The organism is Actinomadura sp. GTD37 (assembly GCF_041951365.1).
In the GTDB taxonomy this organism is placed as follows: domain Bacteria; phylum Actinomycetota; class Actinomycetes; order Streptosporangiales; family Streptosporangiaceae; genus Spirillospora.
Map to the genome: position 1 here is coordinate 1 of NZ_JBGNUS010000008.1, position 12,866 is coordinate 12,866.

Annotated in this window: 11 protein-coding genes; 6 read left to right on the plus strand and 5 right to left on the minus strand. The window is 73.5% G+C overall.

Going from position 1 to position 12,866, the window contains the following annotated elements; translation table 11 throughout:
• A partial coding sequence (locus ACA511_RS32045; protein WP_375028728.1) for a maltotransferase domain-containing protein occupies nucleotides 1–178 on the minus strand: 178 nt, incomplete at its 3' end.
• 248 nt (nucleotides 179–426) lie between these two features.
• Between ACA511_RS32045 and glgP the strand changes: the two genes are divergently transcribed.
• On the plus strand, nucleotides 427–3,021 hold the full coding sequence (glgP, locus tag ACA511_RS32050) for an alpha-glucan family phosphorylase (protein WP_375028424.1): 2,595 nt from the start codon (nucleotides 427–429) through the stop codon (nucleotides 3,019–3,021).
• Here the strand turns inward: glgP and ACA511_RS32055 are convergent.
• Nucleotides 3,018–3,575, minus strand: a complete 558-nt coding sequence (locus ACA511_RS32055; RefSeq protein WP_375028425.1) for a hypothetical protein — start codon at nucleotides 3,573–3,575, stop codon at nucleotides 3,018–3,020. The two genes, glgP and ACA511_RS32055, sit on opposite strands and share 4 nt — an antisense overlap.
• Nucleotides 3,572–3,832 (minus strand): helix-turn-helix transcriptional regulator, encoded by a 261-nt coding sequence (locus tag ACA511_RS32060; protein ID WP_375028426.1) that lies wholly within the window; start codon nucleotides 3,830–3,832, stop codon nucleotides 3,572–3,574. The genes ACA511_RS32055 and ACA511_RS32060 overlap by 4 nt, the downstream gene beginning before the upstream one ends.
• A 210-nt stretch (nucleotides 3,833–4,042) precedes the next feature.
• Here ACA511_RS32060 and ACA511_RS32065 point away from each other — a divergent pair, with 210 nt between their 5' ends.
• From ACA511_RS32065 to ACA511_RS32075, 3 genes are all read left to right on the plus strand, one after another.
• Entirely contained in the window at nucleotides 4,043–5,209 is a 1,167-nt protein-coding gene (locus ACA511_RS32065) for a sensor histidine kinase (RefSeq protein WP_375028427.1), read from the plus strand.
• 120 nt (nucleotides 5,210–5,329) lie between these two features.
• Nucleotides 5,330–6,208, plus strand: coding sequence for an alpha/beta fold hydrolase (locus tag ACA511_RS32070; RefSeq protein WP_375028428.1), 879 nt, complete (start codon nucleotides 5,330–5,332; stop codon nucleotides 6,206–6,208).
• Nucleotides 6,209–6,366: 158 nt separating this feature from the next.
• Nucleotides 6,367–7,128 carry a peptidoglycan recognition family protein gene (locus ACA511_RS32075; protein WP_375028429.1) on the plus strand — a complete coding sequence of 254 codons (762 nt, stop codon included), beginning with the start codon at nucleotides 6,367–6,369 and terminating at the stop codon, nucleotides 7,126–7,128.
• A gap of 42 nt (nucleotides 7,129–7,170) precedes the next feature.
• Here ACA511_RS32075 and ACA511_RS32080 read toward each other — a convergent pair whose 3' ends face one another.
• Together ACA511_RS32080 and ACA511_RS32085 are read right to left on the minus strand one after the other, a co-directional pair.
• Entirely contained in the window at nucleotides 7,171–7,959 is a 789-nt protein-coding gene (locus ACA511_RS32080) for an SWIM zinc finger family protein (RefSeq protein WP_375028430.1), read from the minus strand.
• Nucleotides 7,959–10,991, minus strand: a complete 3,033-nt coding sequence (locus tag ACA511_RS32085) for a DEAD/DEAH box helicase (RefSeq protein ID WP_375028432.1) — start codon at nucleotides 10,989–10,991, stop codon at nucleotides 7,959–7,961. Before ACA511_RS32085 ends, ACA511_RS32080 begins: the two co-directional genes overlap by 1 nt.
• Before the next feature lie 96 nt (nucleotides 10,992–11,087).
• Between ACA511_RS32085 and ACA511_RS32090 the strand changes: the two genes are divergently transcribed.
• Both ACA511_RS32090 and ACA511_RS32095 read left to right on the plus strand, forming a co-directional pair.
• Complete coding sequence (locus ACA511_RS32090) at nucleotides 11,088–11,870, plus strand: enoyl-CoA hydratase/isomerase family protein (RefSeq protein WP_375028433.1); 783 nt, start codon at nucleotides 11,088–11,090, stop codon at nucleotides 11,868–11,870.
• A gap of 103 nt (nucleotides 11,871–11,973) precedes the next feature.
• Nucleotides 11,974–12,756 (plus strand): SDR family NAD(P)-dependent oxidoreductase, encoded by a 783-nt coding sequence (locus tag ACA511_RS32095; protein WP_375028434.1) that lies wholly within the window; start codon nucleotides 11,974–11,976, stop codon nucleotides 12,754–12,756.
• Nucleotides 12,757–12,866 lie beyond the last annotated feature (110 nt).

Sequence of the window (12,866 nt, forward strand, 5' to 3'; positions counted from 1 at the left end):
CCGCGCCCAGCATCTCGTGCCCCTCCCGGAACACCGTCGCCGACACCTCGACCGTCTCCCCCACCACGGCCTTCGCCGGCCACCGGCCGCACCCCACCACCGGCGCCACGTCCAGAATCGGAATGCGACCTAGCCCCGGAAAATCGGTCATACGGGACGTTCCGGACTCGACGTGCATGTGTCCCCCCTACCCGAGCGAGACTTCCGAAACGTCCCATGCCCGCGATGCGGCGCCTCCCGCACTGCGGTTGGGGATAACTTTACGTACCCCTCCAATCGCGGAAAGTAAGCTCCGGAACGGCTGAAGTCCCTGCGCAGGACGGGGTTCTCGCGGTCGCGGGACGCGCCGGCACGACCGAGCGGCGAGGTGACGGTCCGCTCCCCGCCGTCGCGCTCACGCGACACGAGCGCATAGCGTGGCGTCGTGTGAAGGCAATCCGACGATTCACGGTCCGCACGGTGCTTCCCGAGCCGCTCCGGCAGCTCGAGGAGCTGGTCCTCAACCTGCGCTGGTCCTGGCACCACGAGACGCTGGACCTGTTCCGCGCCGTTGATCCCGCGCTCTGGAAGGCCGTCCACCACGACCCCGTCCGGCTGCTCGGCGAGGTCGCGCCGGAGCGGCTCGCGCAGCTCGCCGACGACCGCCGCTTCCTGCGCCGCCTCCAGGACACCGCCGAGGACCTGCGCGAATACCTGACCGCGCCGCGCTGGTACCAGTCGCGGCCCGGCGCGCCGTCGTCCATCGCCTACTTCTCGCCCGAGTACGGGATCACCGCCGCGCTGCCGCAGTACTCCGGCGGCCTCGGCATCCTGGCCGGCGACCACCTGAAGACGGCGAGCGACCTCGGCGTCCCCATCCTCGGCGTCGGGCTGCTGTACCGGCACGGCTACTTCTCGCAGTCGCTGTCGCCGGACGGCTGGCAGCTGGAGCGCTACCCGCCGATCGACCCGAACGGGCTCCCGCTCACCCTGCTCCGCGAGCGGGACGGGACGCCGGTCCGCGTCGCGATCGGCCTCCCCAAGGGCGGCGAGCTGCACGCGCAGGTGTGGATCGCGCGCGTCGGGCGCGTCCCCCAGCTGCTCCTCGACTCCGACGTCGAGGACAACGACCAGGCCGCCCGCGACGTCACCGACCGGCTGTACGGGGGCGGCGGCGACCACCGGCTCCTCCAGGAGATGCTGCTCGGCATCGGCGGCGTCCGGGCGATCCGCGCGTACTGCCGCATCACCGGGCATCCCGCGCCCGAGGTGTTCCACACCAACGAGGGCCACGCCGGGTTCCTCGGCCTGGAGCGCATCCGCGAGCTGGTGTCGGAGGACGGGCTGACGTTCGACGAGGCCCTGGAGGCGACGCGGGCGGGCACGGTGTTCACCACGCACACGCCCGTCCCGGCCGGCATCGACCGGTTCCCCCGCGACCTGATCGGCCGGTACTTCGGCGGCGCGAACGAGGAGGAGCAGGCCCCCGTCGACCGGATCCTCTCGCTCGGCAGCGAGGACTACCCGGGCGGCGACCGCACCGTGTTCAACATGGCCGTGATGGGGATGCGGCTCGCGCAGCGCGTCAACGGCGTCAGCGAGCTGCACGGCGAGGTCAGCCGGGAGATGTTCGGCGGCCTGTGGGGCGGGTTCGACACCGCCGAGGTCCCCGTCGGATCGATCACCAACGGGGTGCACGCGGGCACCTGGGTGGCGCGCGAGGTGCTGGAGTTCACCGCCCGCGAACTGCCGTCGGTGATGGAGACCGGGCGCGGCTGGGAGGGCGTCCGCGCCGTGTCCGAGGCGGAGATCTGGCGGATGCGGGGCCTGCTGCGGCGCCGGCTCGTGCAGGACGCGCGGCGCCGGCTCCGCGAGTCGTGGCGGCAGCGCGGCGCCAGCGAGGCCGAGGTCTCCTGGATCGACGACGCGCTCGACCCCGACGTCCTCACGATCGGGTTCGCGCGGCGCGTCCCGTCCTACAAGCGGCTCACGCTGATGATGACCGACCCCGGCCGGCTCCGCTCCATCCTGCTCGACCCGGACCGCCCCGTGCAGATCGTCATCGCCGGGAAGGCGCACCCGGCGGACGAGGGCGGCAAGCGGCTCATCCAGCAGATCGTGCGGTTCGCCGACTCCGAGGACGTCCGGCACCGCATCGTGTTCCTGCCCGACTACGACATCGCGCTCGGGCAGCTGATGGTGCAGGGCTGCGACGTGTGGATGAACAACCCGCTGCGCCCGCTGGAGGCGAGCGGCACGTCCGGGATGAAGGCGGCGCTGAACGGCGGCCTGAACCTGTCCATCCTGGACGGCTGGTGGGACGAGTGGTACGACGGGCAGAACGGCTGGGCGATCCCGTCCGCCGACGGCCTCGCCAGCCCCGACCGGCGGGACGAGCTGGAGGCCGCCGCGCTGTACGAGCTCATCGAGGACCACGTGTCCGTCACGTTCTACGACCGCGACTCGGCGGGCCTGCCCCGCCGCTGGCTGGAGATGGTCAAGCACACCATCGCCACCCTCGGCCCGAAGGTCCTCGCGACCCGGATGCTGCGCGACTACGTCGAGGACCTCTACACCCCGGCCGCCGCGTCGGAGCGGGCCATGGTCGCCGACGAGTTCGCGGGCGCCCGGACGCTGTCGGCGTGGAAGCAGCGCGTCCGCAAGGCGTGGCCCGGCGTCGCCGTCGAGCACGTCGAGTCCAGCGGCGAGGAGAGCCCGCAGGTCGGCGCGCGGCTCACGGTGCGGGTCGTCGTGAACCTCGGCGGCCTCGACCCGGACGACGTCGCCGTGGAGGTCGCCTACGGCCGGGTGGACGACACCGACGCGCTCGTCGACCCGTCCTACCTGGAGCTGGCGGAGGCCGAGCCGGCGGAGAACGGGCGGCGCCGCTACGCCGGCGAGGTCCCGCTCGGGCGCAGCGGCGCGTACGGCTACAGCGTCCGGGTCGTGCCGAGCCATCCGCTGCTGTCGGGGCGGGCCGAGATGGGCCTCGTCGCGCTGCCGCCCGCGCCGCAGGGCATGACGAACGGCGACCTGCGCTAGGCGGCGCTCTCCTCGTCCGCCTCCTCGTCGGCCTCCTCTTCGGCGGGCGGGTCGGCCGTCTGCCAGGCCGCGACGACCAGGGGCAGCAGGACGTGCGTCGCCAGCAGGGCGAACAGGATCAGGAAGAGCGCGGCGCCGGGGATCTGCGACTCGCGCCCGTCGCGGTCGGCGATCATGGTCGCCGCCAGCACCGCGATGAGCACGTAGGTCGTGGCCCGGTGCGCGGTCGCGAACGCGCGGAGCCGCGCGGTGAGCTGCCGCTCGTCCAGCTCGCGCTCCCGCTTGGAGGTGAGGCCCCGGGTGACCGCGATCAGCTGGCCGGCAAGCGGGATCCCGACCACCACCAGCACGCCGCAGATCACGAAGTTGACGATCATCGCGGTGTCGCTGGGGGCCAGCGCCCACGACACGGCGGCGTCCACCCAGAGCAGGCCCAGCGTGACCGCGCCGGCGCCCGCCAGCATCCGGCGGGGGCGCTGCCGGGCGTAGCGGGCGGGCATCCGGCGCTCCAGCTCCTCGTCGAGGGCCGCGAGGCGGTCGGCGCGCTTGGTCATGACGTGTCTCCGATTCTCGGGAACGGTTTCAGGGAGAAGACGACCTCGACCGGCACTTCGAAGTACTCGGCGATGCGCAGGGCGAGGTGCAGGCTGGGGCTGTACTCGCCCCGTTCCAGGTAGCCGACCGTCTGGTAGTGGACGCCCAGCGCGACGGCCAGGTCGCGGCGCGAGACGCCGCGCTCGGCCCGCAGCACCGGGATCCTGTTGTAGACGGTCTCCTTGTCGGCGGACACCGCGTCAGCCTTGCGGATCACGGGACGTCCCACCGCCGTTCGGAACGCGCCCCGGGCGGCCGGTCGCTCCCGGCTCCCGCCATGCGTCCGTCGGTTCGCTCACGCGCACCCCCTCTCTACGACCCTGTACGGGTTCTTGAACGGATCGTCATAGCTCTCTAACTGTTGATAGTAGAAGTACTACATTCCATCGCAGATGTGCAAACCGGCGGGTCCTGGCAGGATGGACGTGTGCGACTAGCGAACCCCCGCGAGCGTCCCGTCCCGTGGCTGCCGGCCGGGCGCACGGCGGACGCGGTCCTGGCCGCCGGTTCGTTCGCCGTCCTCGGCGTGCTGGCGATCGTGTCGACGCACATGGGCGCGCCCTCGCGGATGCCCGTCTACGGCTGGACGCTGATGGCGGTCGCGTGCGGCGCGCTGTACTTCCGCCGGAGGCGCCCCGTCGCGGTCGCCGTCGTCACGTTCGCGGCGTGCGGCCTCTTCTACCCGCTGACGGAGCCGGACGGCCCCCTCGTGATCACCTTCGTGATCGCGTTGTACACGGCCGCCGCCGAAGGGCACCTGGCGTCGGCCGGCGTGCTCGCCGGGGTCTCGATCGCCGCGTCCCTGGTCGCCGACCGGCGCGACGACATCAACCACCTCGCGGACGCGGCGTCCTTCCTGCTCGCCGGCTGGTTCGTCGCCGTCATCGCCATCGGCGGCGTCGTCCGCAACCGCCGCGCCTACCTGCGCGAGGCCGAGGAGCGCGCCCGGGTCGCCGAACGCGGCCGCGAGGCCGAGGCCCGCCGCCGCGCCGTCGAGGAGCGGCTGCGCATCGCCCGCGAACTGCACGACGTCCTCGGCCACAACATCTCGCTGATCAACGTGCAGGCCACCGCCGCGCTGCACGGGCTGCGCCGCGAGCCCGAACGCGCCGAGGACGCACTCACCGCGATCAAGCAGGCCAGCAAGGACACGCTCCGCGAGATGCGCGCCACCCTCGGCGTCCTCCGCCAGGTCGACGAGGCCGCCCCGGTCACCCCCGCCCCCGGCCTGGCCCGCCTGGACGAGCTGACGAACGGCATCGCCGCCGCCGGCCTCACGATCCGCACCAGCGTCGAGGGCGAGCCGCGCGCGCTGCCCGCCGAGGCCGACCTGGCCGCGTACCGCATCGTCCAGGAGGCCCTGACGAACGTGGCGCGCCACAGCACCGCGTCCACCGCCGTGGTCCGCATCGCCTACACCGACGACGGCGTGGCGGTCAGCGTGGAAGACGACGGAACCCCCACGGCGGCGACCTCGGCGGACGGCAGCGGCATCCGCGGCATGCGCGACCGAGCAGAATCCCTAGGCGGCACCCTCGAAGCCGCCCCCGGCGCGGACGGCGGCTTCACCGTCCAAGCCCACCTCCCCCTCTAGCTGTGCCGCGCGAGACGAGCTGCGGAAGTAGGCGGGTGCCCGGCTGGTGCCACTGCCCGGTTCCGTGTCCCGCGCTGAAGCGGGGGCGGGCGATGAGTTTTCGGTGGGGGTGGAGTCGGCATGGGCATGATGACTTCGCACATGCTCGAAACGGACGGGGCCGTGCTCGCCTATGACGTGTCCGGGCCGCTGCCGGCCGCCGGCGGGCGTCCGGCGCTGTTCATGATCGGGCATCCCATGGACGCGGGCGGCTTCCGCACGCCGGCGTCGTACTTCGCCGAGCGCACCGTGATCACCTACGACCCGCGCGGCCTCGGCCGCAGCACCCGCACGGACGGACGGGACGACCATGTGCCCGAGGTCCAGGCCGCCGACGTGCACGCCGTCATCGAGGCGCTCGGCGCGGGCCCGGTCGAGATGTTCGCGAGCAGCGGCGGCGCGGTGACCGCGCTCGCCCTCGTGGCCGCGCACCCCGGGGACGTCACCATCCTGGTCGCGCACGAGCCGCCGCTCATCCCGGTGCTGCCCGACGCCGGGGCCGCCCGGCGCGCCCGCGCCGGCGTCCGGGACGCCTACGAGAAGAACGGCTGGGGAGCCGGCATGGCGGCGTTCATCGCGATGACGTCATGGCGGGGCGAGTTCACCGACGCGTTCTTCGCCCAGCCCGCGCCGGACCCCGCCATGTTCGGGATGCCCGCCGACGACGACGGCTCCCGCGGCGACCCGCTGCTGTCCGACCGCTCGTGGGCGGTCAGCGACCACCGGCCCGACGCCGCCGCGCTCACCGCGGCGGCCACGCGCGTCGTGATCGCCGTGGGCGAGGAGTCCGCGGGCGCCATGACCGGACGCGCCTCGGTGGCGACGGCCGAGCTGCTCGGGCAGCGGGCGACGGTGTTCCCCAGCCACCACGGCGGCTTCGGCGACGGCGGGTCCGGCCATGGCGGACAGCCCGAAGCCTTCGCCCGCAGGCTCCACGAGGTCCTCGACGGCGCCGGCTGACGGCCGGCCTTCGGCCGTGCCGGCCGCGTGAACAGCGCGGATCCGGCGATGTGCCAATGGCGCGGCTCCGAGGTTGCTCACTTTTCACCTATTCGTCCGGTAAGTCCGGGGGTTAGGGATGGTCGGCAGATCGAGTCCGACCACAAGGAGCCCCCGCCATGTCCGACACCTCCTTGGCCCGGCGCGACTTCCTCGCCAGGGCCGGCGCCGTCGCGAGCGGCGCCGTTCTGCTCGGCGCCGCCGACCTCGGCGCGGCACGTCCCGCCCACGCCGCACCGTCCGTCTACACCCGGGCGCAGTGGAACGCCCGGCCGCCGGCGTCCCCGGCGCAGATCATCGCCGCTCCCGACCACCTCGTCGTCCACCACATGGCCTTCCCGAACTCCACCGACTACTCGCTCGCCCACGCGTTCCAGCTGTCCCGCGACTGCCAGGACCTCCACATGGACGCCAACGGGTGGGCCGACACCGGCCAGCAGCTCACCATCAGCCGCGGCGGACACGTCATGGAAGGCCGCAACCGCTCCCTCGAAGCCATCGGCCAGGGCGCCAACGTGATGGGCGCGCAGACCGCCGGAAACAACGGCCACACCCTCGGCATCGAGAACGAGGGCACCTACATCACCGCGCTCCCCACGGCGGCGCTGTGGAACGCCCTCGTCCAGACGCTGGCCTGGCTGTGCGACGTCTACGGCCTCGACCCCGGCGCCGCGATCGTGGGCCACCGCGACTACAACGCCACCCAGTGCCCCGGCGACGCCCTCTACGCCGAACTGCCCCGGCTGCGCGACGAGGTCGCCGGAGCCCGCGGCACGGCCCTCACCGGCGAACGCCCGGCGCCGTTCGTCCGCACCGGACTGCCCGGACCGAGCCGCCGCGGTGACCACGGCCCGGCGCTGGCCGCGAACGAGCGCCCCTGACCGAGACCGGGCGACCCAGGCCCGTGCGGCGACGCCGAGTCGTCACACGGGCCGGTCGTCGGCGTCCTGCGCGGCCAGGGCCTGGTAGGCGGGGGCCAGGACGTCCGGGAGGGGGCGGCGGCGGATCCGGACGGGCGGGGGAGCGGCCACCTGGAGGACGAAACCGGGCGGCACGGGCGGCGTCGGCCGGCGGTCGCGGAGGCGGGCCAGGCCGGACGGGGGCGTCCAGAAACCGGCGGCGGCCAGCGGCTCGTCCTCGATGTCGAGGGGGTCGGGCCCGGCCGCGCCCGCGCGCCGCAGGCCGGCGAGCAACCGGTCCTTGCCGCGCCCGTTCCACTGGAGGATGAGGAACGGGTCGTCGTCGAACGCCTCGGCCAGGATGTAGAGGACGGCGGCGGCGTGCTTGCACGGGTCGCCCCAGTCGGGGCAGTCGCACATCAGGTGCAGGTCGGACGCCGAGCCGGGGAAGAGGGCGAGGCCCAGTTCGGCGAACACCCACTCGATCTCTGGCGGCATCTCACCGGCGAGGAGGCGGGCCCGGAACACCGCGCGGGACGCCAGCTCCTTCTCGACGGCCCGCCAGTCGGCCTCGTCGATCACGTCGATGCCGAGCGCCACCTCGTACGGGTCGGGCGCCGAGCCGTGCACCTTGGCGGTCACCTCGTACGGGTCCACGCGCAGGTCGAAGACGTTGCCCTTGCGCGCGTAGGTCCGGCCGCGCTGGAGGCGGCCCTTGTCGGCGAACGACTCCACGAGGTCGATGAACCGGCGGGACCACCACTCGGCGCCGATCGATCCGCGCTTGTTGCGGGCCTTGATCCCGTCGCCCATCAGTCGCTCACCGCCTCGGGGGACAGCCGCAGGACGTCGCGCAGCTCGGCGACGGACAGTTCGGTCAGCCAGTCCTCGCCGGTGCCGACGATCGACTCGGCGAGGGCCTTCTTGCGCTCGATCATCTCGTCGACACGCTCCTCCATCGTCCCGACGCAGATGAACTTGCGGACCTGGACGTCGCGGGTCTGCCCGATGCGGAACGCGCGGTCGGTGGCCTGGTCCTCGACGGCGGGGTTCCACCAGCGGTCGACGTGCACGACGTGGTTGGCGGCGGTCAGGGTGAGGCCCGTCCCGGCCGCCTTGAGGGAGAGCAGGAAGACCGACGGCTCCCCGTCCTCCTGGAAGTGCTGGACGAGGTCGTCGCGCGCCTGCTTGGACGTTCCGCCGTGCAGCCACAGGACGGGACGTTCGAGACGGGCGGCGAGGTACGGCTGGAGCATCGAGCCGAACTCGGCGTACTGGGTGAAGACGAGCGCCTTCTCGCCCTGTTCGAGGACCTCGGCGCAGATCTCCTCCAGGCGTTCGAGCTTGCCGGAGCGGCCGGGGAGGCGCGAGCCGTCCTTGAGCAGCTGCGCCGGGTGGTTGCAGACCTGCTTGAGCTTGGCCATCGTCGCCAGGACGAGGCCGCGCCGCTGCTTCTCGTCCGCCTCGGCGATCTGCTGGAGCATGTCGTCCACGGTCGCCTGGTAGAGCGACGCCTGCTCGGTCGTGAGGTTGCAGTAGACCTTGATCTCCTGCTTCTCCGGCAGGTCGGAGATGATCGACTTGTCGGTCTTGAGGCGGCGCAGGACGAACGGCTGCGTCGCCCGCTTCAGCGCCAGCGCCGCCTGCTCGTCGCCCTCCTTCTCGATCGGGATGGCGAACCGCCGCCGGAACGCGGTGCGCGGCCCGAGCAGGCCGGGGTTCGCGAACTCCATGATCGACCACAGCTCGGTGAGGTGGTTCTCGACCGGGGTGCCGGTGAGCGCGATCCGGGTGCGGGACGGGATGCTCCGCACCGCCCTGGCCTGCCGCGTCCCGCTGTTCTTGAGCGCCTGCGCCTCGTCGCAGACGACCCGCTCCCACGCGATGGGGGCGAGCGTCTCCGCGTCCCGCGCGGCCGTCCCGTACGTGGTCAGCACCAGGTCGGCGCCCGCCACGGCCTCGCCCAGCTCGGCGCCGCGATGCCGCCCCGTCCCGTGGTGGACGTAGACGCGCAGCTTGGGGGTGAACCGCGCCGCCTCCCGCTGCCAGTTCCCCACCAGCGACATCGGCAGGATCGCGAGCGTCGGGTCGGGGCGGGCGCCGCTCTCCCGCTCATGGACGAGGAGCGACAGGACGGAGATCGTCTTGCCGAGCCCCATGTCGTCGGCGAGCAGGGCGCCCAGCCCCAGATCGTTCATGAAGGCCAGCCAGGCGAGGCCGCGCTCCTGGTAGGGGCGCAGTTCGGCGTCCAGCTCGTCGGGGGTGCGCATGGGGGTGAGGCGGCGGTCGGCCTCGCCGGAGAGCAGGTCGCCGAGGGGGCCGCCCGCGTCGACCCCGGTGAGGGGGAGGGCGTCGTCGCCGGCGTGGACGATCGCGCGGACCGCCTCGGCGGCCGTCATCCGGCCGCGGCGCGGGTTGCGGAGGAAGTCGAGGGCCGCTTCGAGCTGCCGCTCGTCGAGCTCGACCCACTGGCCGCGCAGGCGGACGAGCGGAGTCTTGAGGCGGGCCAGCTCCTCCAGCTCGGCCTCGTCGATGCTCTCGTCGCCGATGGCCAGGTCCCAGCGGAAGTCGACCATGGCCTTCAGGTCGAAGCCCGAGGACGCCGCCGCTCCCGAAGACGCCTCCGGGTCCTCGTCGCGGGTGGTCAGCTTCATGCCGAGCTTCGCCTTGCCCGCCCACTGCGGGAGCAGGACGCCGAACCCGGCGGCGGCGAGCATCGGCGCCGCCTGGCGCAGGAAGCGGAACGCGCCCGCGGTGTCGAGGAGCAGTTCGTGCGGGGACGGGCCGTCGAGGGCGGGGGCCATGTCGGGGAAGAGGCGCAGGGCGCGGCCGAGGCCGGCGAGGAGCGTCTCCTCCGCGTCGGGGATCGAGGTGGCCTCGCCCTCCCAGACCATGGCGGCCGGGACGTAGAGGCTCGGGTCGTCGGTGCCCTGGAGGGCGAACTCGACCCGCCAGGACTCGTCCGCCGGTTCCTCCGTCCGGCCGAACTCCGCGACCTCGCCGAACTCCGCGATGTCGCCGAACTCCGCCGCGCCCGGCTCGGCGAGGCGGAAGCAGACGCGCAGCGGGCCGGACGGCCGGCGCGCGGCGGCGGCCCACGCGTCCAGCTCGGCGATCAGGTCGCCGGGGTCGTCCCGGGGTTCGCGGGCCACGGCGGCGGACGGGCCGGTCAGCGCCGCCACCCAGCGTTCGGCGAGCGGCAGCCGGTCGGGCTCCTTGCGCCGCGACACCAGCAGCGGGTGCGGCACCACGCCCCGGACGGCGGTGTCGACCAGCCCGGACAGCGCCTCCCGCAGGACCTCGGCGGCGGGGCGCCCGCCGTCCGCGGCGCGGCAGGCGGCGGGCATCGCGCGGGCGAGGTCCCGAAAGCGGGCCGGGTCGTCGATCACCGGGCGCCAGCGCGCCACGAGCTCGCCCTCCTCGCGCAGGAGGGCCGGCAGGACGTGGCCGCGCGAGGTGAGGTGCACCGCCTCGTCCGCGATCACGCACAGGTAGCGCAGGTCGGTGCCCGGGACGACGTCGGCGCTGTGCTCGGCGGCCTGGAGCAGCGCCATCGCGGGGAACGGCTCCAGGACGAGGGCGGGGACGCGCCACGGGCGCAGCTCGGGCTCGCCCGGCGCCGGCTCGGGGCCCAGCTCGGCCGAGGGCAGCGGGTGGTCGCCGGACGTGGGGAGCGCCATCGCCAGCTCGACGCGGAACGCCGTGCGGACGAGCGGCTCGTACGACGTCCCGCCGAAATCGCAGGTCGCGAACGGGTGGACGGCGGCCGACGGCTCGTACGGGCCGGTGCGCTCGGCCCAGAGGCACAGCGCACCGCCATGCCAGGTGGCGTGGGCGACGAGCATGGTCCCCGAAGCTACCAGCAGCCTCCGACGGCATCGTCCGACACGGCCTGGCTAGGCTCGTCGCGTCCGCCACCGAGTTTGCGCAGGAGGATCGCCGTGGGCGAGTTCGTACGGGTAGAGGTCGAGGACCGGGTCGCGACGATCAGGCTGGACCGCCCGAAGATGAACGCCCTGAACGCCCAGATGCAGCGGGAGCTCATCGACGCGGCCAGGCAGGTCACCCAGGACGACGCCGTGAGCGCGGTCGTCCTGTACGGCGGGGAGAAGGTGTTCGCGGCGGGCGCGGACATCAAGGAGATGGCCCCGATGTCCTACGCCGAGATGTCGGCGGGCCATTCGCGGCTCCTCCAGGACTTCACCAAGGCGCTCGCCGCCGTCCCGAAGCCGGTCATCGCCGCGATCACCGGCTACGCGCTCGGCGGCGGCCTGGAGGTGGCGCTGACCGCCGACTTCCGCGTCGCGGGCGAGGGCGCGAAGGTGGGGCAGCCGGAGATCCAGCTCGGCATCATCCCCGGCGCGGGCGGCACGCAGCGGCTGGCCCGGCTCATCGGCGCGTCCCGCGCCAAGGACCTGATCTTCTCCGGGCGGCACGTCAAGGCCGACGAGGCCCTCGCCATGGGCCTGGTCGACCGGGTCGTCCCGGACGCCGGCGTCTACACCGCGGCCAGGGAATGGGCGGCGACCTTCGCCGGGGGCCCGGCGATCGCGCTGCGCGCCGCCAAGCAGGCGATCGACAGCGGCCTCGGGGTCGACCTCGACACCGGCCTGGAGATCGAGCGGACGCAGTTCGCGGCCCTGTTCGCCACCGACGACCAGGCGAACGGCATGAGGAGCTTCATGGAGGAGGGCCCCGGCAAGGCCGAGTTCACCGGACGCTGAGCGCCGCGGCGCCGCTGCGCCGGTGAATGACGGTTAAACCGTTATTTGTGTTTTTGGGTGTGCTGCCGGGGTTCGCGAGGGGCGGCCGCTAGCATCTCCCGCCATGCGACACGCGTACCGAACCGCGCTCGTGACGGGCGCGTCCAGCGGGATCGGGGAGAGCTTCGCCCGCCTGCTGGCCGGCCGCGGCACCGATCTGGTGATCGTGGCGCGCCGGGCCGACCTGCTGGACGGGCTGGCCCGCGAGCTGGTCGAGCGGTACCGGGTCGCCGTCGAGGTGGTGGCCGCCGACCTCACCGACCCCGCGCAGCGCGCCGAGGTGGAAGGGCGGCTGAGCGCCGACCCGGTCGAGCTGCTGGTGAACAACGCCGGGTACGGCGCCTTCGGCGCGTTCGCGGACCTGCCGCTCGACGACCACCTCGCGCAGATCGAGCTCAACGTGACGGCGCTCGTCCGGCTCACGCACGCCGCCCTGCCCGGGATGGTCGAGCGCGGCCGCGGCGGGGTGCTGAACGTCGCGTCGATGGCGGGCTTCACGCCGTCCCCCGGCAGCGCGAGCTACGGGGCGAGCAAGGCGTACGTGGCGTCGTTCTCGGAGAGCCTGCACTCCGAGGTCGCGGGCAAGGGCGTCCACGTGACGGCGCTGTGCCCGGGGTTCACCCGGACGGAGGACGAGCGGCCCGGCGCGCACGGCCCGGCCGACCTGCTGTGGCTGCGCCGCGACGACGTGGCGCGGGCGGGGCTGGACGCCGTGGCCGCCGGACGCGCGCTGTGCGTCCCCGGCATGCAGTACAAGGCGGCGCTCCCGGCGCTGAAGCTCGTCCCGAGGCCGCTGCTCAGGGCCGCCGTGAACCGCATGTGGCAGCAGGCCGCCGACACGCGGTGACGGGACGCCGCGCCGTTTTTGCTCAGGTCTACAAAAGTTCCCGGGCCTTGATTGTCGCGATGCCGACTTGACGGGGATCACGGTGAGTGGCGACGATCGAACCTACGCTT

Coding starts and splice junctions, on each gene's coding strand:
- ACA511_RS32055 (WP_375028425.1), bottom strand. CDS start 3,575: ATGACCAAGCGCGCCGACCGCCTCGCGGCCCTCGACGAGGAGCTGGAG.
- ACA511_RS32075 (WP_375028429.1), top strand. CDS start 6,367: ATGTCCGACACCTCCTTGGCCCGGCGCGACTTCCTCGCCAGGGCCGGC.
- ACA511_RS32095 (WP_375028434.1), top strand. CDS start 11,974: ATGCGACACGCGTACCGAACCGCGCTCGTGACGGGCGCGTCCAGCGGG.
- ACA511_RS32085 (WP_375028432.1), bottom strand. CDS start 10,991: ATGCTCGTCGCCCACGCCACCTGGCATGGCGGTGCGCTGTGCCTCTGG.
- ACA511_RS32080 (WP_375028430.1), bottom strand. CDS start 7,959: ATGGGCGACGGGATCAAGGCCCGCAACAAGCGCGGATCGATCGGCGCC.
- ACA511_RS32070 (WP_375028428.1), top strand. CDS start 5,330: ATGGGCATGATGACTTCGCACATGCTCGAAACGGACGGGGCCGTGCTC.